Raw genomic sequence first — 26,271 nt, forward strand, 5'->3', positions numbered from 1 at the left:
ACCCGGATTCCAGGTCAGGCGCGGATCAGCAACTCCCCGTGCAGCACGCAGAACCAGCCGTCCTCCGCCTCGCCCCACTCCCGCCAGGCCGCCGCGATCCGCTCCAGGTCCCCGGTGGTCGCGTGCCCGCCGTCGACAGCGATCTTCGCGTACGAGGAGGCCGTCGTGCGGTCCGCCCACAGGCCGCTCCACCAGGCGCGCTCATCGGGCGTGGAGTACGTCCAAGTGGCGGAGCTCGCGGTGAGGTCCGTGCAACCGGCCTGCAGCGCCCAGGACTTGAGGCGGCGGCCGGCGTCGGGCTCTCCGCCGTTCGCCCGTGCCACCCGTCGGTACAGGGTCAGCCAGTCGTCCAGGACGGGCGAGGTCGGATACCAGGTCATGGCCGCGTAGTCCGAATCGCGGACCGCGACGATCCCGCCGGGCCGGGTCACGCGGCGCATCTCGCGCAGCGCCTGTACCGGGTCGCCCACATGCTGGAGCACCTGATGGGCGTGCACGACATCGAAGCTGTCGTCGGCGTACCGCAGCCGGTGCACGTCGGCGGTCTCGAACTCCGTGTTGGTCAGTCCGCGTTCGGCGGCCACCGCCCGCGCCTGGTCGAGGACGCCGGCCGCCAGCTCGACTCCCGTCACGCGGCCCTGCGGGACCTGCGCCGCCAGATCGGCGGTGATGGTGCCAGGACCGCACCCCACGTCCAGGATCCGCTGGTCGGGCTTGATCTCGGGGAGCAGGTACGCGGCCGAGTTGGCGGCGGTCCGCCAGGTGTGCGAGCGCAGCACGGACTCGTGGTGTCCGTGTGTGTAGACGGCGGTCTCTTCGGCCATGACCGGTACCCCTTCCGGCAAAGCCCCGGGCGCCTTCGCCCGGGGCGTTGTGGAAGACCGTATGCGCTCGTGCCGGATAATGAGATCCCCATCTTGCTATGCGAGATGCCCATTGGGGACTCCGTGCGACAGCACGAGGGTTCTCAGAAGGGCTCCGGCCGGTAGACCGTCAGCGCTTCCGGGAGCTTGTCGAGCTGCAACTCGCCTCCGGCGGAGACCACTTCGCCGTCGTACGCGAGCGGAGTGCCGGGCGCGAGCCTCATGACACGCAGCCTGCGCACCCGTACCGCCGCATGCGCGGGGGAGCGGCTGAGCGGGCCGGCGAACGCGGCCGCGAGCAGCCGGAGGCCGGGCCTGCGGCCGCCGTGTGCCACCCGCACATCGAGCAGGCCGTCGGCCAGGTCATGGCGGCGCGCGGGGGCCAGGCCCATGCGGTGATACGTCCCGTTGCCGGCGAACAGGAGCCACAACGCCCGCCGCTTGCCGCCCATCTCGACCTCGAGGGGCCGCTCGGACCCCAGCACGTCACCGGCCGCGAGCACCCCGGCCGGCCAGCCGCCGATCCGTCGTGACCAGCGGTCCCGGTGGCGTACCAGCTCCGGGTACACACCGATGCTGAACGTGTTGAGGAACAGGCCCGTGGTGTCCCCGACCCGGAAGCGGCCCACATCCACCGCCACCGCCTCGCCGCGGGTCAGGGCGCGGGCGAGGTCGCGTTCGCCCTCCACGCCGAGGTCGTACGCGAAGTGGTTGAGCGTGCCGCCCGGCAGGACCGCGAGCGGCAGTCCGTGGCGCAGGGCCACCTGGGCGGCCGCGTTCACCGAGCCGTCGCCGCCGCACACGCCGAGCACCCGCGCCCGCTTCGCCGCCTTCTCCAACTCGTCGACGAAATGCTCCGGTTCGCATTCCACGAGCTTGGTGCCGGGCAGCGCGGTCAGCAGCATCCTTGCCCGGTCGGCCGTCCTGGCACCGGAGTTGACCACCATCACCAGCCCCTCGCCGTCCGGCAGCACCGGCGCCTCGGCATGCGGCCGGCCGGGGGAGCGGCGCTGGTCGCGGGTGGGTACGAGGCCCCGTACGGCGAAAGCGGCGCCCATGCCGAGCGCCGCACCCGCCAGCACATCGGCCGGATAGTGCACGCCGGTGTAGACCCGCGACAGCGCGACGGCCCCGGCGACCGGGGCCACGACCGCGCCCCAGCGCCGTGACTCCAGGGCCACGCCCGTCGCGAAGGCGGCCGCGGAGGCGGAGTGGCCGGAGGGGAACGAGGTCGTGATCGGCTGGTGCTTGAGCTGGCGGATCAGCGGCACGTCGTCCCGCAGCGGTCGCGCCCGGCGGACCGCGCGCTTGCCGAAGGTGTTCACGGTGCCCGAGGCCAGCGCGAGCGAGGCGAGCCCGCGGGCGGCGGCCCGGCGGGCCCGCGGCGAGCGGGTCAGGGCCAGGGCGGCGGCCGAGGCGAACCAGAGCACGCCGTGGTTGGCGCTGCGGCTCAGCCAGGGCAGCAGCGGATCGGCGCCCGGCCAGTGCCGCCTGGCCACGCCGTCGAAGATCTTGAGATCGAGCGCGACAAGCCGCGACCGTCCGGCGGACACGACCGCCACGGGCCCTTTCACGTGCGGATCCGCGAACACGTCGACCCGCTGCTGAGGAAACTCATCACGATTACCCATCGTCCCCGGGTACCCGCAACCCGCAAGGTCACATCCGCCCGGGGCTGGGGCGAAGCCCTCAGTTTCGGGGCGGGCGGCGGGGGCAACGCGGTCCGCCACGGGAAGTACGGGCCCCGGGCCGGCCGCCGCGGGCTGGGGAAACCGGTTTGCCCCGGGCCGGGGCCGACCCGCAGAATCCGCCCCATGGGACATCTGGAAGCAGCGCACCTCGAGTACTACCTGCCCGACGGACGGGCGCTGCTCGGCGATGTGTCGTTCAGGGTCGGCGAAGGCGCCGTCGTCGCCCTCGTGGGGCCGAACGGGGCCGGCAAGACCACCCTGCTGCGGCTGCTCTCCGGTGAGCTGCAGCCGCACGGCGGCACCGTCACGATCAGCGGCGGGCTCGGCGTGATGCCGCAGTTCATCGGCTCCGTACGCGATGACACCACGGTCCGTGACCTGCTCGTCTCCGTCGCCACCCCCCGTATCCGGGAAGCGGCGAAGGCCGTGGACGTCGCCGAACACCTGATCATGACGGTGGACGACGAGGCCGCCCAGCTGCAGTACGCCCAGGCACTCTCCGACTGGGCCGAGGCGCGCGGCTACGAGGCCGAGACGCTCTGGGACATGTGCACCATGGCGGCGCTCGGCGTGCCGTACGAGCGGGCCCAGTTCCGCGAGGTCTCCACCCTCAGCGGCGGCGAGCAGAAGCGCCTCGTCCTGGAGTCGCTGCTGCGCGGCACCGACGAGGTCCTGCTCCTCGACGAGCCGGACAACTACCTCGACGTACCCGGCAAGCGCTGGCTCGAGGAGCGCCTGAACGAGACCCGTAAGACCGTCCTGTTCGTCTCGCACGACCGTGAGCTCCTGGCCCGTGCCGCCCAGAAGATCATCAGCGTCGAGCCGGGTCCTGCCGGTGCGGACGCCTGGGTGCACGGCGGCGGCTTCGGCACCTTCCACGAGGCCCGCAAGGAACGCTTCGCGCGCTTCGAGGAGCTGCGCCGCCGCTGGGACGAGAAGCACGCCCAGCTCAAGAAGCTGGTGCTCAATCTGCGCCAGGCCGCCGCGGTCAGCCACGAGATGGCATCGCGTTACGCCGCCGCACAGACCAGGCTCCGCAAGTTCGAGGAGGCCGGACCTCCGCCCGAGCCGCCGCGCGACCAGGACATCACCATGCGCCTGCACGGCGGACGCACCGGCGTACGTGCGGTGACCTGCAAGAACCTCGAGCTCACCGGCCTGATGAAACCCTTCGACCTGGAGATCTTCTTCGGCGAACGGGTCGCCGTCCTCGGCTCCAACGGCTCCGGTAAATCGCACTTCCTGCGGCTGCTCGCCGGCGACGAGGTGCAGCACACCGGCGACTGGAAGCTCGGTGCGCGCGTCGTGCCCGGGCACTTCGCGCAGACCCACGCACACCCGGAGCTGTTCGGCCGCACCCTGCTCGACATCCTGTGGCGCGAGCACGCCAAGGACCGCGGCGCGGCCAGTTCGATGCTCCGCCGTTACGAGCTGACCGCCCAGGCCGAGCAGGCCTTCGACCGTCTCTCCGGCGGCCAGCAGGCCCGCTTCCAGATCCTGCTGCTCGAACTCCAGGGCTGTACGGCCCTGCTGCTCGACGAGCCGACGGACAACCTGGACCTGGAGAGCGCCGAGGCCCTCCAGGAGGGCCTCGAGTCCTTCGAGGGCACGGTGCTCGCGGTGACCCACGACCGCTGGTTCGCGAAGTCCTTCGACCGCTATCTGGTGTTCGGATCGGACGGCAAGGTCCGCGAGTCGACCGAGCCGGTCTGGGACGAGCGTCGGGTGGAGCGGGCCCGCTGAGGCCTCCTGTACCTGGCACTCCTGCATTCCGGCCCCTGTAGCGGGACACTGGACCCATGGCTGTCGCAAGCGTGCTCACCCACCACCGCGATGCCCTGGCCGAGTTCGCCGACCGGGTGCACCGCATCACCGACGACCAGTGGACCGCCGCCACGCCCTGTACGGAGTGGAACGTCCGGGACCTGATCAACCATCTGGTCGCCGAGCAGCTCTGGGCCGTCCCGCTGGTACGGGACGGGGCGAGGATCGCCGAGGTCGGGGGCGCCTACGACGGGGATGTGCTCGGAGACGACCCCGTCGGCGTCTGGGACCGCACCTCACGCGCCGCCCACGAGGCCTTCGCCGCGCCCGGGGCCCTGGAGCGCACGGTGCACCTCTCGTACGGGGACACCCCGGCCGCCGCGTACTGCGCGCAGATGACCACCGATCTCGTGGTGCACACCTGGGATCTTTCGCGCGCGATCGGCGCCGACGAGCGGCTGCCGCAGACTCTGATCGACGCGGCGGTACGGGAAGTCGCGCCGTACGCGGCCGACTTGGACAAGAGCGGTGTGTTCGGGCCCGCGGTCGAACCGCCGCCGGGCGCCGACGCCCAGACGAAACTGCTGTGTCTGCTGGGGCGCAATCCCTGAGCTGCTGTCTCCGCTGGGGCGCAATCCCTGAGCTGCTGTCTCCGCCGGGCCGCAATCCCTGACGTCCGCGGGGAGCCAACCGGTGACGTCAGCCCGGCCAGCTGTCCGGTTCCGTGCCGCTGATCTGCGCCAGCGTCGACGTCGGGTCGAGTGCGACGGCCAGATCGCCCAGGCTGACCATCCCCACGGGGTGGCCGTCCTCGATGACCGGCAGCCGGCGCACCGCGTACTGGCGCATGAGCGCGACAGCCGCCGTCACCGAGTCGTCCGGCGAGACCGCGACCGGATGCGGTGTGCACACGGCCTGGGCGCTCACGGTCAGCGGATCCGCCCCGTCGGCCACGGCGCGCAGCGTGATGTCGCGGTCGGTCAGCACCCCGAGCACCGTGCCCTCGGCGGCCACGAGCACCCCGCCGATGTCCTGGGCACGCATCAACTGCGCGGCCTCGACCAGCGAGGCATCAGGGCGCACCGCCACGACACCCGGAGTCATCACGTCCCTCACGATGTCGGCCATGACGGGCCCTTTCCTGCGATTCCCCCGCTACAGGGGAGACGGGTGACCCCGGTCGCAGTACCCGCATCGAGCCCGGGCATTCCTGCGGCGGTGTCACAGCGTGGGCAACTCCCGGCCGATCGCGCCCTCTTCGGTCTCGTCGGCGGACGGCAGCAGGAGTTCCTCGTAACGGCCGAGCGCGAGAACCACACCCAGCATGACCAGGGGTGTCAACACAGCGAACAGTGCCATGATCGGGCCCTTCCCCGACGGGATGTCGCAGACCGGGTCTCCCTGTCAAGGCCGGGCAAACACCGCATGAAGGGGCGGATCCGCTGTACGCCGAGCAAACCGTGGCCCGAAGTCGGCCCCTGGGCCAACCGGCCCGGCATCGAGGGCGTTTGAGCTTCCGAAGCCCGGGCATGCGCAACACGTGCTTCGGATCGGAGGCACATCCGCGGGAGCAGTCGCGCCCGTCCGGATGGGCCTTCGCCTGTATCCGTTCCGGCCGCGTTCTGACTCCCCGGTGTCCGTCGCCAACAGCGAGCACCTCTTTGGGAGTTGCAGCCCCCATGCGTACCTCCGCAGGAGTCAAACGCCATCCGCACGACGACGCCCCCGACACAGCCGCCGCCTTCCGCAGGCTGGCCGCGCTGCCGGACGGGCCTCAGAAGGACGCACTGCGCCAGGAACTGGTCTGCGCCTGGCTGCCCATGGCCGACCGCCTCGCCGGCCGCTTCCGCGGCCGCGGCGAATCCCTCGAGGACCTGCGCCAGGTCGCGGCCCTCGGCCTCGTCAAGGCCGTCGACCGCTACGACCCCGACCGCAGCCACGCCTTCGAGAGCTACGCCGTGCCGACCGTGACCGGCGAGATCAAACGCCATTTCCGCGACCACATGTGGACCCTCCACGTGCCCCGCCGCGTCCAGGACCTGCGCAACCGCGTACGGTTCGCGTCCCAGGACCTCGCGCAGACCATCCCGGGCCGCGCGCCGACGCTCGAGGAGATCGCGGACCGCGCGGGCATGAGCGTGGAGGACGCCAAAACCGGTCTCGAGGCACTCGACAGCTTCACCGCCCTGTCCCTGGACGCCGAACTCCCCGGCAGCGACGACGGCTACGCGCTGCGGGACGCGCTCGGCGCACCCGACCCCGCGATCGACATCGTCGTCGACCGCGAAGCGATCAAGCCACAGCTGCGCGCCCTGCCGGAACGCGAACGCGCCATCCTGTACATGCGCTTCTTCGGCGACATGACGCAGAGCCGGATCGCCGAACAGCTCGGCATCTCGCAGATGCACGTGTCCCGGCTGATCAGCCGCTGCTGCGCGTCGATGCGCGCCGAGGTCATGCACGACGAGAGCGCGGGAGACGAGGAGCTGTCCGAGGCGGCGTGAGTCACCGCGCCTTGCGCAGGGCCAGCGCCACATGCCGTGACATCACATCCACGGCCTGCGCCTCCGCCAGCGAGAACGCGAGCCGCGCCCCGCAGCGGAACAGCGTGACCACCCCCTCGACCGGACCCCCCTCCGGGCCGGCGAGGGGGACGCACAGCAGCGAGGACACATCGGCGCGTACCAGGACCGGGACGTCGCCCGCGTCACGCCCGAACGCGTCCGGATCCTCCGGGCGCACCTGAAGCGCCGTGGTACCGCCGCGTGCCGCCTCCACCACGAGAGGGCACGCGGCGGGATCCTGGCGCGCGACGGCCTCGACCGCGTCGCTTTCCTGCTGGGGTCCGAGCACCTGCGTCCGTACGGGCTGCCGCGCGCCCAGATCGGCGACCACCCAGTCCGCGAAACGGCCGTGCAGCACCGCCGCCGCCCGGCGCAGCAGCGCCGCGCGGTCCCCGGCAGGTGCCGAGAGCAGCTCGGTGGTCATCGTGTCGAGCAGATCGAGCAGCGCCGCGTTGCGGGTCGCCTCCACGAGATCGGGCTCGGGGCCGTACGGCCGCTCATGGCGCTCCGGCCGAGGCAGCCGACGGGACGCGCCGGGCTGCAGGACCACCAGGACCACCGGGTGGGGTTCGGCGCCCGGACGCAACGCGGTCAGTGTCGCCCGTATGTCGTCCGCGGGGCGCTGCTGAAGATGCAGGGTCAGACTGCGGTCGCCCTCACCGCGCGCCACCGCCGCCGTCTGCGAACGCAGCGCCGCACGGTCGGCATGCGCGAACATTCCCGCGAACGGGCGGCCCGTGGCGTACCCGGCGCGTACACCCGTGAGGCCGGATGCGGCGAAGTTCATCCGCCGTACGACGGTGTCGCGGTCCATCAGGACGACGGGAAGCGGCAGTCGTTGGAACACGGCACGCAGCAGCTGCTCCTCCTGGCGGACCGCGAACTGGCCGCTCGCCGCGGCGAGTTGTTCGAAGCGGGGCCACAGCTGCTCGGCCACATGGTCGAGTTCGAACAGGGCCGTGTCGAGGACGGAGCGCAGATCACCGTCCGGAATCGTCCGTGCCGCTCTCAACTCCCCTACGCGGCGCAGGAAATCCGCGAGATCCTCACCGAACTCATCCGCTTGCGCCATGGAGCGAAAGTTAGCGGCTGCGCGCCTGTTCGCGCAGGGTGGCGGGGTGACCCGCGGAAGATTCCGCGGCCCGCCCCGGAGTTTCCGCAGGACGCCCGAGGGCACCCGCACCAAGAGAGGAGGAACCTCCTATGCCGGAACCGGCGTGGTGCAGCCCCTCCACCGTCCCGCCCGGACGTCATCTCTCCGAGCTCGCCGAGCAGGCCGTGCGCTGCACGGCCGGCTGCTGCGGAGCCGACGCCACCGTGACCGAACCGGGTGCGGACGGGGTCCGCGCCGGACGCGCGGGACCCGTCGCGGTCACCCACCCCGATCTCGCCTCCGTCGTCACGGCCCAGCTGCGCTCCGGCGCGGGACCCATCCCGGAAGCGATCGTCACCGGGGAGCCGGTGGGCGCTGACGATCTGCTGCACGAGCAGCGCTGGCCCGAGTTCCGCGCCCACGCCCTGGACTCCGGCGTGCGCGCGGCCGTCACCCTGCCGTTCCCACGGGCCGGCCTGACCGTGGTGCTCAGTCTCTACAGCTTCCGCAGCGGCACCATCACGCCCGCCGCCTGCGGCCCGGCCCGCGCCCTCGGTGAGCTCGCGTCGACCTGCCTCGTCCGCGACGAGCGCTACCGCGCGGCCCTCGCCGAGATCGACCAGCTGGGCGCCGCGCTGCGCACCCGCCCCGTGGTCGACCAGGCCAGCGGCATCGTGATGCACGTCCTCGGCTGCGACGCGGACGACGCCTTCGCGATCCTGCGCCGTATCTCCCAGCACTCCAACGAGAAGCTCGCGGACGTCGCGGCGGAGCTCGTACGCCGCCGGGGCCGCGGCCTGGAGAAGGAGTTGTCGACGCTGGCGACCTGACCGCCGACTCCCGGGCCTCACCCAACCGGCCCCAGCTGTCGCGCGAATGGCCCGTCGGCGGGGCGGGTGACTGGGGGTCAGGTTTCCATGGGTGCGCGGCACGAAGTGCGTGCCGATGCCTGAGGCGTCGAAGGAGCCCGCACCCATGCGTATCGCCCGAGTGTTCGCAGCCGCCGCGCTCGCCACGGCCGCCGTGGCCGGCGCCGCACCCGGCGCGTACGCGGCCGACACCGCCGCCGAAGTCAGCCCGCGCACCGTCGCCCCCGGCGGGATGGTGACGATCTCGGTCTCCTGCCCGTACGCCGACCGCGGCTGGTACCCGGAGTCCATCACGGCGAACTCCCAGGCGTTCTCGGGCGGCTCCGTGCGGCTCCACAAGGTGGAGAACGCCGCGATCCCCGGCGTCGGCCCCGCCTACAACGGCACCGCCCGGGTCGCCGCCGACGCCAACTTCTCCTCCGGCGGCCCCAACGCGGTCGGCAACTCCTCCCAGTGGGGCGTCGACGGCACCTGCCCCGGCGGCGCCCAGTGGTACGCGAGCTTCCACGTCGACCGGGGCGCCCCCCTGCACTACGGCGTACGCGGCGGCATCGGCGGCAGCTTCACCGACTCCACGCAGACGATGCTCACGGGCGCGGTCCTGGTCCTCGGCGCGCTCGGCGCCACGTACTACGTCATCCGCCGCCGCCAGAGCGACACGGAGAGCTGACCGCAGGTGGGATCCGGTGCCCCGGCCGGGGCCTGTTCGCCGGTTCCCGCCCGTATCCCGAGCCCCGCAGCCGGGCAGGGATACGGGCGGCGGCACGTCCACCCGCACCCCAGTCGGCGGCAGAACACGGAGGCAGGCATGGAGCGGACGCTCCCCGAAGGCCACGGCCCGGTCCGCTACGGGCCACTCGCCCCCGACCCCGGACTGCCGGTGCTGCCCGAACTCGCCGCGGTCCTCGCGGCGTCCGCCGGGCGCGCCCACAGCGAGCCCGTCGGCGGGAGCCCCGCGCTCCTGGACGCGGCCGCCGGCTACCTGCGGCGGCGCGGCATGCCCGCCGAACGGACCCAGCTCGCCGCGGCCCCCGGCGCCGCACCGCTGCTGTGCGCGCTGATCGCCGCGACGGGCGGCGACGTCCTGCTGCCCCGGCCGTGCACGGCCTGGTGGGCGCCGCAGGTCCGGCTCCTGGGCCGGCAGGCCTTCCATGTGCCCACGCCGCCCGAGTGCGGGGGAGTGCCCGATCCGTACGCGCTCATGGAGACCGTACGAAGAGTGCGCGCCGAAGGGGGTGACCCGCGGCTCCTCGTGCTCTCCGTCGCCGACGACCCCACCGCGACCGTGCCCCCGCCGGAGGTGCTGCACGAAACCGTCGAGGCAGCGCTGCGCGAAGGGCTGCACATCGTCTCCGACGAGACCTGGCGCGACACCCTGCACCACCCCGAGGAGACGGTCCTCATCGGACCGGCCGAGATGGCTCCGCACCATGTCACCGTCCTCGCCGATCTCGCCGGCGCCTTCCTGCCGCCCGACTGGCCGGCCGCCGTCGCGCGCTTCCCCGCCACCGACGAAGGCACGGCGCTCAGAGCCCGGGCCCTCGACGTACTGACCGTGCTCGGCTCCTCCGTGGCGGCGCCCGTCGCCGCGGCCGCCGCCTACGCACTGGGTGAACCGGCCGAGGTGAGCGACCGCCTGACCGCCGCCGTACGGCTGCACGCCAAGGTCGCCGAGGCCGTGCACCGCACCGTCCTCGCCGCGGGCGCGCTCGGCCGGGCGCCCGTGGCCGGACGGCATCTCTATGTCGACTTCAGCCCGTTGGGTGACGCCCTCGCGGCCCGCTCGGTCACCGACGCGATGGAGCTCGAGGACCATCTCACCGAGCGGTTCGGGATGCCCGTGCCCGGCGGCCACCGCTTCGGCGACGGCCTCGGTGCGCTGCGCGCCCGTATCTCGGTGGCCCCGCTGCTCGGCACGGACACCGAGCAGCGCCTGGCCGCCCTCACCGCACCCGACCCCCTGGAACTCCCGCATGTGGAACGGGCGCTCACGGCTCTGGCCGGCGCTCTCGACGACCTGCGTGCCGATGCCCAGAGAACGGAGCCGCCTCGATGACCCAGGAGACACAGCAGCCCCTCACGCCGACGCCGGACCTCGCCACCCCGAAGACCTCCCTGCGTCAGCTGGCCGAACGCCGCACCTGGCCCCGCTCCTTCGCCGACCGCCTGACCGCGCCCCTGCCCGGAGTGAAGGCGCTGGCCCGGTTCGCCCGCGAAGGCGCCGTACGGCCGGACCGCTCCTGTCTGGAGGAGATCCCCCAACTGCCTTTCGCGCCGGGCCCGCTGCCACGGACGGACGAGGACACCGTGGCCGTCACCTGGGTCGGGCACGCCAGCTGGGTGCTGCGGATCGGCGGTCTGACGGTGCTCACCGACCCCGTGTGGTCCCGAAAGATCCTCGGCACCCCGGCCCGGGTCACCCCCGCCGGTGTCGCCTGGGACGCGCTGCCTCCCGTCGACGCCGTCGTCATCAGTCACAACCACTACGACCACCTCGACGCGCCCACCCTCAAACGGCTGCCGCGGGAGACACCGGTGTTCGTACCGGCCGGTCTCGGACGCTGGTTCCGCCGCCGGCGCTTCGTACGCGTCACCGAACTCGACTGGTGGGAGGCGGCCGAACTGCGGGGCGTGCGTTTCGACTTCGTGCCCGCGCACCACTGGTCCAAGCGCGGCCTCACCGACACCTGCCGCACCCTGTGGGGCGGCTGGGTGCTCACCGACCGGCAGGACCAGAAGGTCTACTTCGCCGGCGACACGGGCTACGGCCACTGGTTCGAGCAGATCGGCGCCCGCCACCGGGGAATCGACCTCGCCCTGCTGCCCATCGGCGCGTACGAGCCCCGCTGGTGGCTGCGCGATGTGCACTGCGACCCCGAAGAGGCCGTCCGTGCGATGGACGACCTGGGCGCACGGCGGATGGCACCCATGCACTGGGCGACCTTCCTGCTGTCGGCCGAACCGGTCCTCGAACCCCTGCACCGCGTCCGTGAGGCCTGGCGCGCGGCGGGCCGGGCCCGCGCGGACCTGTGGGATCTGGCGGTCGGGGCGTCCAAGGTCATCGAACGTACGGCGGACGGGCGTGCCGCGGACGGACTCAGCCCGGGCTGAGCCGCGCCCGCACCCTCCGCCACAGCATCGGCGCCGCGCTGATCAAGAGGGTCAGGCCGATCGCGGCGGCCACGCCCTCCCACGGCTCGGGGAACAGCGATCCGCCCAGGATCCCGATGAGTTGGTACGTCACCGCCCAGGCGAGGCACGCCGGCAGATTGCCCCGGGCGAACCTCCGCAGCGGCCACTTGGCGAGCAGGCACGCGAGCATGACGGGGATACGTCCCGCGGGCACGAGCCGCGACAGGACGAGGACGCTCACGTTGTGCTCGTGCAGCTTGCTCTGCGCCTGCTCCAGACGCTCCTGCGGGGCGCGGTCGCGAATCGCCTTCAGCCAGCGCGAACCGTTCTTCGACCGCATACCGCGCGCACCGAGCCAGTACAGGATCGTGTCCCCGATGAACGCGGCGAGCGCGGCGACCGCGAACACGTACAGCTGCGACTGCGGCGCCGAATGATGAAACGCGAGCGCGGCGGCCGAGCTGACCAGGGCGCCCGTCGGCACCACGGGCACCAGCGCACCGAGCACCACGAGCAGGAACAGCGACGGATATCCGACGGCCTGCGGGGTCGAGTCCGAGGTCACGGACTCGGCGATCGCGAGCAGGCTCACTTGGCGACCTCCGGCCGCACGCCCTCGCCCTGGGCCAGCAGGTGAACGGCCACGTCCGGCGCCTGGAGCGCCGCCTGCCGTACGAACTCCTCGCCGGGGGTGTGGAATTCATGCGGCCGCACGGCGTCCATGCCGATCGGCCAGTACGTGCCGAAGTGCACCGGCACGGCGCTGCGCGGCGCGAGACGGGCCAGCGCCTCGGCGGCCCGGGCGGCGTCAAGGTGCCCGTGCCCGAGGAACGGACCCCAGCCGCCCACCGGAAGCAGGGCCACATCGACGGCACCGACCACGTCGGCCATCTCGTCGAAGAGGCCGGTGTCCCCGGCGAAATAGGTCCGCGCGGCTCCCTCGACCACGAACCCGAGCGCGGGCGACCGGTGCGGCCCGACCGGCAGCCGGCGTCCGTCGTGCCGCGCGGGCACGACCCGCACGCTCACCTCGCCGACCCGCACCTCGTCACCCGGGGCGACCTCGACGAACCGCAGATGCCTCAGCCTGCGCAGCCCGGGCACCGCGGCGCGGGCACCGCGCGGGAGCACGACCTGCGTGCCGTCCGCAAGCCTCGCCAGGGAGGGCACATGCAGATGGTCGGCGTGCAGATGCGAGACGAGCGCGGCGTCCGCCTCGGTGGCCCGCGACGGCGGTAGGTCACCGCGGCGCCGGCGCAGATGCGCCAGTCTGCGGGCGAACAGCGGATCCGTGAGCACCCGGGTCCCCGAGTCCTCGACCGTGCAGGTGGCATGCCCCCACCAGGTGATTTCCACCGGCACCGAGCTGTTCCTTCCACTGGTCTGTTCTGCGTCTGTTCGCCTCATGTACCTCCTATGACCATACGGTGCGCAGTAGGGTCGGCGCGGAAACGCGGGAGACCACTCGCCTCAGGGGGACGGCCGATGGCACAGCTGCGGATCGCGGCCATCGCCAGCCTGGTTCCGCTGGAGGAACTGGACCGCGAACCGTTCCTGGTGGACAGCCGCAGCCAGCACGCGATGTGCGCGAAATGGGCGGCGGACCGCGGCCATGTCGTCACTCGGGAGCTGCTCCTACACGGCCTGCGCCCCGACCACGCGGCCCTGTGGCGCGATGTCGACGCGGACGAGGTGGACGTCTTCCTCGCGCCGAGCGGGCGGGTCCTCGAGCGCGCGGTGCTCTCGGTACGGGAGTTCGCCGCCGAGTGCGCCCGCCGGGGCGTGCCCCTGGAGACGGTGAGCGCTCCCGAGCCCGCGTACGACGCGGAGATGAAGGCCAGGGTGCACCGCCGCCTGTCGATGCCGACCGCGGGCTACAACGGCTGCTGACCCGGCGCAGACCGCGGGCTGCAACGGCTGCTGATCCAGCGCAGACCGCGGGCTGCAACGGCTGCTGACCGGCCGTGGGACGACGGCTCGGGACAACGGACCCGCACCGCCACAAACCACCCCCGCCCGTATGAAACCCTGGGGGCCGGGCCGCAAGGCGCCCGGAAGGACGAGGTGGACGTGGCCGAAGGACGATGGCGGCGAACCGGCGGTGTGCTGTGGCGGATGGTCGCCGTCTGGGCGGCGAGCACGCTCACGATGCTGATCCTCGCCGGCCTCCTGCCCGACTTCCGCCTCCAGGCGGACTCGGGCGACAGCGCCACCCGGATCGGCATCACCGCGGGCATCGGAGCGGCCGTCTTCGGTGTGCTCAGCGCCCTCGTGTGGCCCTTCGTCGTCCGCGCCCTGCTCCTGGTCCCCGCGCTGGTCCTCGGCCTGCTCGTCTTCTTCCTCAACGGCTCGCTCCTGCTGATCGCCCTGAGCCTCATCCCCGACGACAGAGGCGAGGCCGCCCCCGAGACCGCCGTGGTCGTCGCCGCGGTGATGTCCGCCGTCGCCTCCGCGACCGCCGCGGCACTGGCCGTACGCGACGACGACGCGTACCGCCGCAGGCTCTACCGGCTCGCGGACCGCAGACGGCGCAAGCAGGCCGCGGCCCGCGGCCCGCGCGTCCCCGGCACGGTCTTCGTGCAGCTCGACGGCGTCGGCCACGACGTGCTGCAACGGGCCGTCGACGACGGGCGTATGCCCACCGTCGCCGCCTGGCTGAAGGACACCCACCGCCTCACCCCGTGGCGCACCGACTGGTCGAGCCAGACCGGCGCGAGCCAGCTCGGCATCCTGCACGGCGACAACCACGACATCCCCGCCTTCCGCTGGTACGAGAAGGACACCGGCGAAGTCATGGTCTGCAACCGTCCCGCGAGCGCCGTCGAGCTCCAGCGCCGCGCCATCGAGCGCACCGGCGACGGCGGACTGCTCACGGTGGACGGCGCGAGCCGCGGCAACCTGTTCAGCGGGGGCGCCGACCAGGTGGCCCTCGTCCTGTCGATCGCGGCGCGGCGCGGCAAGGAGAACCGTTCGCGCGCCGGGTACTTCGCGTACTTCTCGGACCCCGCCAACGCCGTACGTACCGCGATGTCCTTCGTCGCCGAAGTGGGCCGGGAGATCGGGCAGTCCACGCGCGGGCGGCTCAGGAAGACCCGGCCGCGGGTCAAGCGCGGCGGGCTCTACCCGTTCATCCGCGCCTTCGCGACCGTGGTCGAACGCGATGTCGTGGTCGCCGCGGTGATAGGGGACATGCTGGTCGGCCGTACCGCCGTCTACGCGGATCTGGTCGCGTACGACGAAGTGGCCCATCACTCCGGGCCCGGCAGCAGGGACGCCGCCCTGGTCCTCGAGCGGCTCGACCGCTCGATCGCGCTGATCGCGAAGGTCGCCGAGCACGCGCCGCGCCCGTACCGCATCGTGCTGCTCTCCGACCACGGTCAGAGCCCGGGGGAGACCTTCCGGCACCGCTACGGACTCACGCTCGCCGATCTGGTGCGCGCCGGCTGCGGACTGCCCGTGCCACGCAAGGCGCGCCGTACCCACAGCGGCGCCGAGGCCCGGTCCGCGGTACGGGCCGCGATGCACCGCCCGGTCGAGGAGGGCGAGAACGAGCACCGTCCGCCGGCCGGCAAGGACCCCGTCGTGCTCGCCTCCGGCAACCTCGGCCTGGTCTCGTTCCCTGACGTGCCCGAGCGGATGACCAGGGAGCAGATCGACGCACGGCACCCCGCGCTGCTGCCCACGCTGGCCAACCACCCGGGCGTCGGCTTCCTTCTCGTACGGTCCGAGCGCGGCGGCGGCGTGATCCTCGGCGCGCGCGGGGCCGAGGTGTACCTGGACGAACTGGTGGACGGCGCTCAGGACTTGGGCCCGCTCCAGGATTTCGGCCCGGGCGCCCTGGCCGCCGTACGCCGCACGGACTCCTTCCCGCACACCGCCGACATCATGGTCAACTCGGCCGTCGAGGAGGGCGAAGTGCTCGCCTTCGAGGAGCAGATCGGCTCGCACGGCGGGCTCGGCGGCGAACAGAGCCACGCGTTCCTGCTCTCCCCGCGCGCGCTGTCCGCCCCGGTGGCCGAGGGGTGCGAACTGGTCGGCGCCGAGCGGGTCCACCGCGTGCTGCGGCGCTGGCTGCGCGAGGCGGACGGTCCGCAGGTGCCGGTCCCCGAGCCGGACCCCGCGGAGTTCGAGGCACCGATGCGGCCGCCCGGTGATGTTGCGGCCATCGACCGCGCCGTACCGGACAAAACCGCTTGAAGTGGTGCAGCGTGTCCGCATGGAGCACCCCACCCCCGCACCCCCGCTGACGGACGAGCCCGACGAGCTCAGCAAGCACGCCCGGCGCTTCGGACTGCCCATCGCCACCTGCCTGGTGATGGGCAATATCGTCGGCGGCGGCATCTTCCTGCTGCCCAGTTCGGTGGCCCCCTACGGCACCATCGCCCTGGTCGCCTTCGCCGTGCTCACGCTCGGCGCGCTGGCCCTTGCGCTGGTGTTCGGCCGGCTCGCGCAGCGCGATCCGCGCACCGGCGGCCCGTACGTCTACGCCCGCGAAGCCTTCGGTGACTTCGCGGGATTCCTGGCTGCCTGGTCGTACTGGATCACCGCCTGGGTCTCCAACGCCGCGCTCGCCGTGATCGCGGTCGGCTATCTCGGGGTGCTGTTCCCCGGCATCGTCGAGCACAAGTGGTCCATGTGTCTGGCGGCGCTCGTCGTGCAGTGGCTGCCGGGCTTCGCCAACTTCGCCGGTACGCGTTATGTGGGCGCGGTCCAACTCGTCGCCACCGTACTGAAGTTCGCACCGCTGCTGCTCGTCGCGATCGGCGGGCTCTTCTTCTTCGACTCCGACAACCTCGGGCCGTTCCTCGCCGACGGCGAGAGCCCGCTCGGGGCGATCTCGGCGGCCGCGGCGATCCTGCTCTTCTCGTATCTCGGCGTCGAGTCCGCCGCGATGAGCGCGGGCGAGGTGCGCAATCCACGGCGCAACGTCGGCCTCGCCACGATCCTCGGCGTCCTGTGCGCGGCCGTGGTCTATCTGCTCGGCACGCTCGCGGTGTTCGGGATGCTGCCGCACGAGCAGGTGGTGGGCTCGACGGCGCCGTTCTCGGACGCGGTCGACGTGATGTTCGGTGGAACCTGGGGCGGCACCCTCGTCGCCTGGGCCGCGGTGATCTCCATCCTCGGCGCGCTCAACGGCTGGACCCTGCTCAGCGCCCAGGCTCCCTACGCCGCGGCGAAGGACGGCCTGTTCCCGCAGATCTTCACGCACAAGGAGCGCGGCGTCCCGACGGTCGGCGTCGGCATCACGGTCGTCCTGGCCTCGCTCCTGACGATCTATCAGTACGCAGCGGGGTCGGAGGGAGTCTTCACGCTCCTGGTCACCGTGACCACCTTCATGGCGACCGTGCCCTACCTGCTGGCCGCCGCCGCCCAGATCTTCCACCTGCTCTGCGGCCGCGGCGACCTCGTCAACCGCGGCCGCCTCGTGACCGACTCGGTGGTCGCGGTGGCCGCCTTCGCCTTCGCGATGTGGCTGGTGGCAGGGGCCGGCTACCAACCCGTCTACCAGGGCGTGCTGTTCCTCTTCGCGGGCGTGCTCGTCTACGCGTGGATGTCGGCGCGGAAGGTGCGCGCGGCCACCGGAACGGCACCCGTGGCCTGAGCGCCGAGCGGAAAATGAGCTGCGGCCGGCCGCGCACCCGCCCACACTGTCCGTACCGGACCAGCCCGTGGGTGCGCGGCGGCAGAGCCGCGCCGGGGCGTCCTCACCTCCCTCATTTCCCGCAAGGAGCCCTCGTTTGCAGTCCGCCGTAGCCGTCACTCCCGCCCGCGTCCCCGAGCTGCTGCTCGGCCTCGCCACGGTGCGGCCCGTGTTCCTGTGGGGTGCGCCCGGCATCGGGAAGTCCTCGCTGGTACGGGCGTTCGCGGACTCGCTCGGCCTGGAGTGCGTGAGCCTCCTCGGGACGCAGCTCGCCCCGGAGGACCTGATCGGGGTGCCGCAGATCCGTGACGGCCGCTCGGTGTTCTGCCCGCCCGAGGCCATCGCCCGCGACGAGCCGTACTGCCTCTTCCTCGACGAGCTCAACGCGGCGACCCCCGACGTCCAGAAGGCCTTCTACTCGCTGATCCTCGACCGCCGCATCGGCAGTTACGAACTGCCGGAGGGCTCCATCGTCATCGGCGCCGGCAACCGCTCCACGGACAACGCGCTCGCCCGCCCCATCGCCTCCGCGCTGGTCAACCGCCTCACCCATGTCCACCTCCAGGCCTCGTCCGAGGACTGGCTGATCTGGGCGCACAGCAACGGGATCCACCCCTGGATCCTCGACCACCTCACCGACCGGCCCGACCACCTGTGGTCCAAGCCGCCGAAGACCGAGCAGCCCTTCTCGACGCCCCGCTCGTGGCACATGCTCTCCGACGCCCTGCACTCCTTCGGCCCGGCGCTCGACGAGGAGACCCTCAAGGTCATCGCGCACGGCTGCCTCACGCCCGCCCACGCCGTCTCCTTCTGCGGATACGTCAAGATCGTGCGCCATGCGTACGGGATCGAGGCGATCATCAAGGGCGAGGCGTCCTGGCCCCGGCGGATCGAGGACCGGGACCTCCTGTACTTCCTCGCCGAGGCGTTCCGTGCCCGGCTGCGCAAGGAACTGCCCGCGTCCAAGGAGCATGTCAACGCGCACGGCCGCCAACTCGCGTACCGGGCCAAGGCGTTGCTGGTGCAGCTCGCGGAGATCTCCGTCGAGGTCGCGCAGACCGTCATCGCGGACGATGCCGACGACCAGCCGGTGCTTCCGGCCTGGTTCCTGATCGAGGCGGCCCGGGACATGCCGCGGCTCGTGGAGGCGCGTCGATGAACCGCGTACGCGGGACAGCCGGCCGTACGCGGGCGCAAGTCCCCGCGCGATGAGCCGGGCCCGCAAGCAGGACTCCGAGGTCAGGCCGGACCCGGCCACGAAGGCCTTCGTGGCCGGGCTCCAGCAGGTGTTCGCCAACCCCGCCCTCAACTCCGTGCAGGCGAAGATCTGCCGGGAGCAGGAGTGCCGGAGCGCACCGGAGGGCGGTCTGGCGACCGTCACCTCCAACGGCACCGTGCACGCGCACCGCACGAAGCACGCCGACCCCGCGACCTGGGCCTGGTCGCTCGCGCACTGCATCATCCACCTCGGCTTCGGCCACGTACCCGCCGCCAAGGGGGAGCGGGAACAGCCCGACCGCTACGACCTCGCCGCGCGCTGCGCCGTGGTCAACCGCTTCCTCCTGACGTTCCCCGTCGGCCGCGCCCCCGACGACCTGCCCGCCTCCTACCCGGGCGGCGACGAGGAGCAGATGGCGGCCGGCTGGCGCAGGGACGGCGCCATCCCCGCGGCGTACCGGAACTGCGGTACGGCCGGCGGCCAGGCCGACCAGATCCTGCGGCCCTGGCACGACCCGTGGAACGACCCGCCGGACTGGCAGGAGGCCTTCGCGCGCGCCCTGACCGGCACCATGTCCAAGGCCATGGACATGGCGGGCGGTCTGCGCGACGCCCTCGACGGACGGCCGACCCGGCGTGCGCCGTGGGATCACGCGCTCAACTGGTTCGTCTCCTCGTACCCGCTGCTCGGCGCCATCGCCGCGGGCGTGACGCTCGTCGCCGACGCCGAACTCGCCCGCGCCCACCACATCTCCGTCGCCGCGGTGAACGCCGCCGCGGCCGAGATCTACATCAACCCGCTGGTGCGTCTCGGCGACGAGGAGTGGCGCTTCGTCCTCGCGCACGAGATGCTGCACGCCGCCCTGCGGCACGCCGACCGCTGCGGCGCCCGGGACCCGTATCTCTTCAACGTGGCCGCCGATTACGTCATCAACGCCTGGCTGCGCGAGATGGACGTCGGCGTCATGCCTCAAGGCGCCCTGTTCGACCCGCAGTTGAGCGGTCTGTCCACCGAGGAGGTCTACGACCGGATCGCCGGCGACCTGCGCCGGATCCGCCGCCTCGCCACACTGCGCGGCAAGGGGCTCGGCGATGTGCTGGGCGAGCCGATCACCGGGCCCGCGCACCATGTCGACCTCGACGAGTACTACCGGCGCGGGCTCGCGCAGGGCTTCGATCTGCACCAGGCGCGGGAACGCGGCACGCTCCCCGCGGGCCTGGTCGAGGAGATCAAGGCGCTGTCCCAGCCTCCGCTCGCCTGGGACGCCCAACTGGCCCAGTGGTTCGACGAGTTCGTGCCCCGGCCGGAGCCGGTCCGCAGCTATGCGCGGCCCGCGCGCCGTCAGGCCTCCACACCGGACATCCCGCGTGCCGGCCGGTACTTCCCGCCGGAGGAGATCAGGCGCTGCACCTTCGGGGTCGTCCTCGACACCTCCGCCTCGATGAGCCGCACCCTGCTCGGCAAGGGCCTCGGCGTCATCGCCTCGTTCGCGACGGCGCGCGATGTACCGGCCGCGCGGGTCGTGTTCTGCGACGCGGCAGCGCACGACGCGGGCTATCTGCCGGTCACCGACATCGCCGAGAAGGTACGCGTACGAGGGCGCGGCGGCACCGAACTGCAGCCCGGCATCGACCTGCTGCACCGGGCCGAGGACTTCCCGCCGGACGCACCGGTCCTGGTGATCACCGACGGCGGCTGCGATGTTCTGCGGATCCGGCGGGAGCACGCCTTTCTGCTGCGTGCAGGCGGATCGCTTCCGTTCACTCCGAAAGGTCCCGTTTTCCGGGTGACCTGATCGCGGACGGGGGCACGGATGTGGTCGGATGGGGATGGACGTCACCCCAACCGTCCACCGACGTCCCGCAGAGGAAGGAATTGTCGTGGCCACCACGCGCAGCGCACACACCGTCTGGGAAGGCAGCCTCACGGAGGGCTCCGGAACGGTCACCTTCGACTCGTCCGGCATCGGCGAGCAGGCCGTGTCCTGGCCGTCCCGTGCCGAGCAGGCGAACGGCAAGACCAGCCCGGAGGAGCTGATCGCGGCCGCCCACTCCAGCTGCTTCTCGATGGCGCTCTCGCACGGTCTGACCGGTGCGGGCACCCCGCCCACCAAGCTCAGGACCTCCGCCGACGTCACGTTCCAGCCGGGCACCGGGATCACCGGTATCCACCTCACCGTCGAGGGCGAGGTGCCCGGGCTCGACGACGCGGCCTTCCAGGCCGCCGCGGAGAACGCCAAGGCCAACTGCCCGGTCAGCCAGGCGCTCACCGGCACCACGATCACGCTGGACGCCAAGCTCGCCTGAGCCCGTACGGCCGTGAGCGCACGCCCCGGACCTGCGAGGTCCGGGGCGTCGTGCCGTCTCAGGCCCTGTTGCGGACGCTGCCTCAGGCGTTGCCGAAATCGGGCAGCGTGAGCGACCCGTCCTCGGCCAGCGGGAACCCGGGATTGTGCGCGACCTCCCACAGATGGCCCTCCGGATCGGCGAACGCCCCGGAGTAGAAGCCGACGGGATTCGTCGCGGCCGGCTTGGTCACCTTCCCACCGGCCCGCTCCGCCGCGGCCAGCAGCTCGTCGACCTCCTTGTCGGACCGGACGTTGTGCGCGAGCACGATGCCGCCGAATCCGCCCGCCGTCCCGGCCTCGACGCCGGAGTCCGCCGCGAGCTTCTCCCGGCCCCACAGGACGAGGCCCAGACCGCCCGCCTGGTAGAAGACCGTCTCCTCGACCTCCTGCCCCTGCCAGCCCAGCGCCTCGTAGAAGCGTTTGGCCCGGGCCAGATCGGTAACTCCCAGAGTGATCAGGGTGATGCGCTGCTCCATGCCCCCGACGGTACAACCGCAGGAGCCGGGGGCAACCGGACGCGACGAGTGCCACCGGACCGACCGTCCGGGGCATTGACAAGAGCCCGCTCAAGTTTTGTGCTGGAGATCCGGGAGTGGGGCTGTCGGAAGGGGACTGACATGGCACGCGCGGTCGGCATCGATCTCGGTACGACGAACTCTGTGGTCGCGGTCCTCGAAGGCGGCGAACCCACCGTGGTCGCCAACGCCGAAGGAGCACGCACCACGCCGTCCGTCGTCGCCTTCGCCAAGAACGGCGAAGTCCTCGTCGGCGAGGTCGCCAAACGGCAGGCGGTGACCAACATCGAGCGCACCGCACGCTCCGTCAAGCGCCATATGGGAGACACCGGTTGGCGCTTCCCCGACGAAGGCACCATCGACGGCAGCCGGCTGCGCGCCCAGGAGCTGTCCGCGCGCGTGCTGCAGAAACTCAAGCGGGACACCGAGGCGTATCTGGGCGAGACGGTCACGGACGCCGTGATCACCGTGCCCGCGTACTTCGACGACACCCAGCGTCAGGCCACCAAGGAGGCCGGTGAGATCGCGGGCCTCAAGGTGCTGCGGATCATCAACGAGCCTACGGCCGCCGCTCTCGCGTACGGACTCGACCGCGGCGACGAGCAGACGGTCCTCGTCTTCGACCTGGGCGGCGGCACCTTCGACGTGTCGCTCCTGGAGATCGGTGACGGGGTCATCGAGGTCAAGGCCACCAACGGCGATACGAAGCTGGGCGGCGACGACTGGGACCAGCGGGTCGTCGAGCATCTCGTCAAGCAGTTCAAGAACGGGCACGGGGTCGACCTCGCCAAGGACAAGATGGCCGTGCAGCGGCTGCGTGAAGCCGCCGAGAAGGCGAAGATCGAGCTGTCCTCGGCCAACGAGACCACGGTCAACCTGCCGTACATCACGGCCAGTTCGGCCGGGCCGCTGCATCTGGAGGAGAGGCTCACCCGGGCCCAGTTCCAGGAGCTCACCAAGGATCTGCTCGACCGCTGCAAGGAGCCCTTCCACCAGGCCGTCAAGGACGCCGGCATCAAGCTCTCCGCCGTGGACCACGTGATCCTCGTCGGCGGCTCGACCCGGATGCCCGCCGTCACCGACCTGGTCAAGCAGCTCACCGGCAAGGACCCGCACAAGGGCGTCAACCCGGACGAGGTCGTGGCAGTGGGCGCTGCCCTCCAAGCCGGCGTCATCCGCGGCGATGTGAAGGACGTGCTGCTCCTCGACGTCACCCCGCTCTCCCTCGGCATCGAGACCAAGGGCGGCATCATGACGAAGCTGATCGAGCGCAACACGACCATCCCCACCCGCCGTTCGGAGGTCTTCACGACCGCGACCGACAACCAGCCCTCCGTAGGCATCCAGGTCTTCCAGGGCGAGCGGGAGATCGCCGCGTACAACAAGAAGCTCGGCGTCTTCGACCTCACCGGACTGCCGCCCGCACCTCGCGGCGTTCCGCAGATCGAGGTGACCTTCGACATCGACGCCAACGGGATCATGCACGTATCGGCGAAGGACCTCGCGACGGGCCGCGAGCAGAAGATGACCGTCACCGGGGGATCGGCACTCCCGAAGGACGACATCGACCGGATGATGCGCGAGGCCGAGCAGTACGCGGACGAGGACCGCAAACGCCGCGAGGCCGCCGAGACCCGCAACGGCGCCGAGCAACTCGCCTACCAGACCGAGCGGTTCCTCGCCGACAACGCCGAGCGGATCCCCGCCGACACCAAGACGGAGGTCGAGGACGCCCTGACCGAGCTCAAGCGGGTGATCGGCCAGTCGGGCGCCGACACCGAGGAACTGCGCGGCGCCACCGAGAAGCTGGCCACCGTCAGCCAGCGCATGGGCCAGGCGATGTACGCCCAGGCGGCCCAGGGGCCGAGCGACCAGCCCCAGGACGCCGGGGCCGAGGACGCCCCGCCCGCGGACGACGTGGTCGACGCGGAGATCGTCGACGACGAGCGCGACACTCCGCCCGGCGACCGGGACGCCAAGGGGGGTGCGGCGTAGGGCGGGGCTCCTGGGTGCGCCGCGGGAGGTCAGGTGCTGATTCCCGCAGCCCACTTGCGCCGCTTGAGCACATACGGACTGAACAGGTGCGCGCACCGCTCGTAGAGCGCCGCCACCTCCGCGTCCCCGCGGGGCAGTCCGACCGGCGGTTCCCAGCGCTGGACGGACTGCCCCGCCCAGCGCCGCAGCTTCGGATCCGGGTCGTCCAGGAGGCTTGCGGCGGCCCGGAGTTGAGGAAGGCCGCCCTGCCGGTCGAGCAGCCGGAAAGCGGCGACCCGCACGTGCCGGGGGCGGTCGGAGGCAAGGCGGTCGAGCAGCCACTCGGCGGGAAGCGCAACCGGCGCCGCGGCGAGCGTGGCGGCGACCTCGCGGGTCACACCGGCCGCCGCATCGTCCAGGAGCGGCAGGATGCGGTCCGCGCTCGCGGAGTGCACGGCGTCGAGTGCGCGCAGCCCCGCCACCGCACTCGCCCTGACCCGGGCGACGGGGTGTCCGGTCAGCGCCCAGAGCACGTCGGCGTCCACACGTTCACCGCATTCGGCCAGACCGATCGGCGCGCCGGACGGCACCTCGTCGGTGCCCGTGCACCAGGCGAGGAGGTGCGGACGGGGTTCGACGCCGAGCTGCCTTACGACGTAACGGGCACAGGCGCGCACCGCAGGCGCCCGGTCGGCGAGGAACGGGACGGCACGCTCGGCCTTCCCGGCCCGGCGCAGCGCGGTCACCCCGGCCGCTCGCACGCGCGGGTTGCGGGCTTCGAGCAGCGGATCGAGTGCCGCGTCGTACGTGTCGGCGGGTACGGCCGCGAGGGCCGCGTCCGCGCACGCGATCTGTACGACGACGTCGGTGTCGCGCAAGGCGGCGCGGGCCAGGTCGCCGGGCGAGAGACGCTGCTCGGCGATGGCGAAGCGATACGCGAGGCGCCGTACGTCACGGTCCGGGTGCGCGAGCAGCGGCCCGAGCCAGTCCTGCGGTGCCTCGCGCAGGGTGCGGCGCAGCAACTCCACGCCGTAGTCCGCACGTTCGCGCCCTCCGACTCGCAGCACCACGGGAGCGAGCCTCGCGAGCTCCCCGCCGTCGAGGCGGGGGAGTGCGTCCCGCAGCACGGCCCGCGCCCGCTCGCGTACCGGTGCGGCCCAGTCAGTGGCGCGTACGACGATCAGCGGCAGGAGCTGCGGGCGTGCCGCGGCCTTGTCCAGCGCGGCTTCCCGCAACCGGCCGTCCGGGTGGCATAGCGCCAAGGCGAGTCGGGCGTCGTCGGGCTCCCTGGTGCGCAAGCGCACGGTCGGCAGCGTCGCCTCCGGCTCCCACCTGATGCGCCGCCCTGCGAGCTCCGCCCGGGTGGGCAGCAACTGCCTTTGTGGACACCGGAGTTCGCGCACGCCGACGTCGAGGCAGACCCAGGCGTCGGGACCCGCAGTGTCCAGCGCCTGGTCCAGGGGTACGCCTTCCACGAGGCGTAGCGCCGCCGCGACCCCGTCAGTGCTGTGAGCACGCATGTGCATTCCACCCCTTCCTGCGCCTTGCTGTCTCTGACCTGCGGCAAGAGTAGGGCGACGGGGTCTGCGCGGGCATCCGGATTACGCCCCGCCCCGGGAGGCCCGGCCCTCCGCCCCAGCGACCAGGTCCTCCGCGATCCGCGTACGCGCGTACAACACCACGCGGCCCGCGCGGTGGGCGGAGACCAGGCCGGATCCCCGTAGCGCGGACAGGTGTTGGGAGACGCCACCCGGAGTGAGGCCCGTGCGCTGGGCCAGGTCGGTGGTGGAGGTGGGGGACGTGAGCTCCGTGAGGAGGCGGGCGCGGGACGCTCCGAGGACCTTGGCAAGCGCGGCGGACTCGGGGTCGGGACGCGGCGACCACAGCTCTCCGACGCCGCGCGGCGGATAACGCAGCGTCGGCTGGTCCACCAGGTCCGTCGTCCAGAACACCCGGGGCCAGACGAACGCCGACGGCCCGAGCAGCAGCCCCCGGCCGTCGAGCCGTCGGACCCCGCGCAGGAACCGGTGTCTGACGTGCAGGGTGCCCGAATCCCAGGACAACTGGGGATCCAGGTCGTCGAAGAGGCGCCGTGTGCCGCCCTCGGCGAAGCGCCGCGCCCGGTACTGGATGTCGGCTTCCAGGAGGCCGAGGATGCGGGGCCAGTACGGCGCCATCGCCAGTTCCCAGTACGCGGAGATCAGGTCGGCCAGTCTGCCCAGGCCGCGCTCCGGGTCCGCGCGCAGCGCCCGCACTCCGGGCTGCGCTTGCGAGGGTCCGGCGCGCAGCCGTTGCGGCGGAGTGGCGCGCAGCGTGGCGAGTTCGACGTCGAGGGAGGGGCCGGGGGTGGTCGGCGGCGGGGTCAGGAAGCCGGGGACGGAGCTCGTGCCCGGCGGCATGAGCACCGCGAGCGGTGTGAGGTCCAGGCGCGCGGCCGCGATCCGGGAGCGCACCTGCGCGGTCCAGGTCCGGTGCAGACGCTGTTCGTCGGCGCCGAGCAGGATCCGTACGCCGGCGACCACCTCCCAGAGCGGGGAGATCGAGAAGCGGGTGCGGGCCACGTCCTCGGCCGAGAACTCGATCTCCAGCATGCGCCCGC

24 protein-coding genes are annotated in these 26,271 nt (G+C 72.3%); 14 read left to right on the forward strand and 10 right to left on the reverse strand.

Annotation, left to right across the window (positions count from 1 at the left end):
- Positions 1–14: 14 nt before the first annotated feature.
- The gene (locus tag ABT367_RS00005; RefSeq protein ID WP_352247823.1) at positions 15–824 is read right to left on the reverse strand and encodes a class I SAM-dependent methyltransferase; all 810 of its coding nucleotides are present in this window, start codon (positions 822–824) and stop codon (positions 15–17) included.
- A 143-nt stretch (positions 825–967) separates the two neighbouring features.
- Positions 968–2,494, reverse strand: a complete 1,527-nt coding sequence (locus ABT367_RS00010; RefSeq protein WP_352247825.1) for a bifunctional phosphatase PAP2/diacylglycerol kinase family protein — start codon at positions 2,492–2,494, stop codon at positions 968–970.
- A gap of 183 nt (positions 2,495–2,677) precedes the next feature.
- On the opposite strand from ABT367_RS00010, the gene ABT367_RS00015 reads away from it, so the two are divergent.
- Positions 2,678–4,297 carry an ABC-F family ATP-binding cassette domain-containing protein gene (locus tag ABT367_RS00015; RefSeq protein ID WP_352247826.1) on the forward strand — a complete coding sequence of 540 codons (1,620 nt, stop codon included), beginning with the start codon at positions 2,678–2,680 and terminating at the stop codon, positions 4,295–4,297.
- 56 nt (positions 4,298–4,353) lie between these two features.
- A complete protein-coding gene (locus ABT367_RS00020; protein ID WP_352247828.1) occupies positions 4,354–4,929 on the forward strand; it encodes a TIGR03086 family metal-binding protein in 576 nt (191 codons plus the stop codon).
- An 88-nt stretch (positions 4,930–5,017) separates the two neighbouring features.
- Here ABT367_RS00020 and ABT367_RS00025 read toward each other — a convergent pair whose 3' ends face one another.
- Both ABT367_RS00025 and ABT367_RS00030 read right to left on the reverse strand, forming a co-directional pair.
- Entirely contained in the window at positions 5,018–5,446 is a 429-nt protein-coding gene (locus ABT367_RS00025) for a CBS domain-containing protein (protein WP_352247830.1), read from the reverse strand.
- A gap of 93 nt (positions 5,447–5,539) precedes the next feature.
- The gene (locus ABT367_RS00030) at positions 5,540–5,677 is read right to left on the reverse strand and encodes a hypothetical protein (protein WP_352247832.1); all 138 of its coding nucleotides are present in this window, start codon (positions 5,675–5,677) and stop codon (positions 5,540–5,542) included.
- Positions 5,678–5,997: 320 nt separating this feature from the next.
- On the opposite strand from ABT367_RS00030, the gene ABT367_RS00035 reads away from it, so the two are divergent.
- The gene (locus tag ABT367_RS00035) at positions 5,998–6,822 is read left to right on the forward strand and encodes a SigB/SigF/SigG family RNA polymerase sigma factor (RefSeq protein ID WP_352247834.1); all 825 of its coding nucleotides are present in this window, start codon (positions 5,998–6,000) and stop codon (positions 6,820–6,822) included.
- Between the two features lies 1 nt (position 6,823).
- Here the strand turns inward: ABT367_RS00035 and ABT367_RS00040 are convergent, their stop codons facing one another.
- Positions 6,824–7,954: a PAS domain-containing protein gene (locus ABT367_RS00040; RefSeq protein WP_352247836.1), complete on the reverse strand. Its 1,131-nt coding sequence runs from the start codon at positions 7,952–7,954 to the stop codon at positions 6,824–6,826.
- Positions 7,955–8,085: 131 nt separating this feature from the next.
- Here ABT367_RS00040 and ABT367_RS00045 point away from each other — a divergent pair, with 131 nt between their 5' ends.
- From ABT367_RS00045 to ABT367_RS00060, 4 genes are all read left to right on the forward strand, one after another.
- Positions 8,086–8,805 (forward strand): ANTAR domain-containing response regulator, encoded by a 720-nt coding sequence (locus tag ABT367_RS00045; RefSeq protein ID WP_352247838.1) that lies wholly within the window; start codon positions 8,086–8,088, stop codon positions 8,803–8,805.
- A gap of 145 nt (positions 8,806–8,950) precedes the next feature.
- Positions 8,951–9,514 carry a hypothetical protein gene (locus ABT367_RS00050; protein WP_352247840.1) on the forward strand — a complete coding sequence of 188 codons (564 nt, stop codon included), beginning with the start codon at positions 8,951–8,953 and terminating at the stop codon, positions 9,512–9,514.
- A 138-nt stretch (positions 9,515–9,652) separates the two neighbouring features.
- Positions 9,653–10,900 (forward strand): aminotransferase class I/II-fold pyridoxal phosphate-dependent enzyme, encoded by a 1,248-nt coding sequence (locus ABT367_RS00055; protein ID WP_352247842.1) that lies wholly within the window; start codon positions 9,653–9,655, stop codon positions 10,898–10,900.
- On the forward strand, positions 10,897–11,955 hold the full coding sequence (locus tag ABT367_RS00060) for an MBL fold metallo-hydrolase (RefSeq protein ID WP_352247844.1): 1,059 nt from the start codon (positions 10,897–10,899) through the stop codon (positions 11,953–11,955). Before ABT367_RS00055 ends, ABT367_RS00060 begins: the two co-directional genes overlap by 4 nt.
- Here ABT367_RS00060 and ABT367_RS00065 read toward each other — a convergent pair.
- Complete coding sequence (locus ABT367_RS00065) at positions 11,942–12,568, reverse strand: DedA family protein (RefSeq protein WP_352247845.1); 627 nt, start codon at positions 12,566–12,568, stop codon at positions 11,942–11,944. The genes ABT367_RS00060 and ABT367_RS00065 overlap by 14 nt on opposite strands.
- Complete coding sequence (locus tag ABT367_RS00070; RefSeq protein WP_352247847.1) at positions 12,565–13,338, reverse strand: MBL fold metallo-hydrolase; 774 nt, start codon at positions 13,336–13,338, stop codon at positions 12,565–12,567. The genes ABT367_RS00065 and ABT367_RS00070 overlap by 4 nt, the downstream gene beginning before the upstream one ends.
- A 123-nt stretch (positions 13,339–13,461) precedes the next feature.
- Here ABT367_RS00070 and ABT367_RS00075 point away from each other — a divergent pair, with 123 nt between their 5' ends.
- The 6 genes from ABT367_RS00075 (at position 13,462) to ABT367_RS00100 (ending at position 21,142) form a co-directional block, all read left to right on the forward strand.
- The gene (locus ABT367_RS00075) at positions 13,462–13,866 is read left to right on the forward strand and encodes a hypothetical protein (RefSeq protein ID WP_352247849.1); all 405 of its coding nucleotides are present in this window, start codon (positions 13,462–13,464) and stop codon (positions 13,864–13,866) included.
- 225 nt (positions 13,867–14,091) lie between these two features.
- Complete coding sequence (locus ABT367_RS00080; RefSeq protein ID WP_352248117.1) at positions 14,092–16,173, forward strand: phage holin family protein; 2,082 nt, start codon at positions 14,092–14,094, stop codon at positions 16,171–16,173.
- A gap of 19 nt (positions 16,174–16,192) precedes the next feature.
- Positions 16,193–17,578, forward strand: a complete 1,386-nt coding sequence (locus ABT367_RS00085) for an amino acid permease (RefSeq protein WP_352247851.1) — start codon at positions 16,193–16,195, stop codon at positions 17,576–17,578.
- A 136-nt stretch (positions 17,579–17,714) separates the two neighbouring features.
- On the forward strand, positions 17,715–18,776 hold the full coding sequence (locus ABT367_RS00090; RefSeq protein ID WP_352247853.1) for an ATP-binding protein: 1,062 nt from the start codon (positions 17,715–17,717) through the stop codon (positions 18,774–18,776).
- Positions 18,777–18,825: 49 nt separating this feature from the next.
- On the forward strand, positions 18,826–20,631 hold the full coding sequence (locus tag ABT367_RS00095) for a vWA domain-containing protein (protein WP_352247855.1): 1,806 nt from the start codon (positions 18,826–18,828) through the stop codon (positions 20,629–20,631).
- A gap of 85 nt (positions 20,632–20,716) precedes the next feature.
- Positions 20,717–21,142 carry an OsmC family peroxiredoxin gene (locus ABT367_RS00100; protein WP_352247857.1) on the forward strand — a complete coding sequence of 142 codons (426 nt, stop codon included), beginning with the start codon at positions 20,717–20,719 and terminating at the stop codon, positions 21,140–21,142.
- Between the two features lie 82 nt (positions 21,143–21,224).
- Here ABT367_RS00100 and ABT367_RS00105 read toward each other — a convergent pair whose 3' ends face one another.
- Complete coding sequence (locus ABT367_RS00105; protein WP_352247859.1) at positions 21,225–21,659, reverse strand: VOC family protein; 435 nt, start codon at positions 21,657–21,659, stop codon at positions 21,225–21,227.
- Between the two features lie 141 nt (positions 21,660–21,800).
- Between ABT367_RS00105 and dnaK the strand changes: the two genes are divergently transcribed.
- Positions 21,801–23,693, forward strand: coding sequence for a molecular chaperone DnaK (dnaK, locus tag ABT367_RS00110; RefSeq protein ID WP_352247861.1), 1,893 nt, complete (start codon positions 21,801–21,803; stop codon positions 23,691–23,693).
- Between the two features lie 29 nt (positions 23,694–23,722).
- Here dnaK and ABT367_RS00115 read toward each other — a convergent pair whose 3' ends face one another.
- The gene (locus tag ABT367_RS00115) at positions 23,723–25,192 is read right to left on the reverse strand and encodes a hypothetical protein (protein ID WP_352247863.1); all 1,470 of its coding nucleotides are present in this window, start codon (positions 25,190–25,192) and stop codon (positions 23,723–23,725) included.
- A gap of 81 nt (positions 25,193–25,273) precedes the next feature.
- Positions 25,274–26,263 carry an ArsR/SmtB family transcription factor gene (locus ABT367_RS00120; RefSeq protein WP_352247865.1) on the reverse strand — a complete coding sequence of 330 codons (990 nt, stop codon included), beginning with the start codon at positions 26,261–26,263 and terminating at the stop codon, positions 25,274–25,276.
- Positions 26,264–26,271: the final 8 nt, after the last annotated feature.

It is taken from the genome of Streptomyces mesophilus (assembly GCF_040300965.1).
GTDB classification, from domain to species: domain Bacteria; phylum Actinomycetota; class Actinomycetes; order Streptomycetales; family Streptomycetaceae; genus Streptomyces; species Streptomyces mesophilus_A.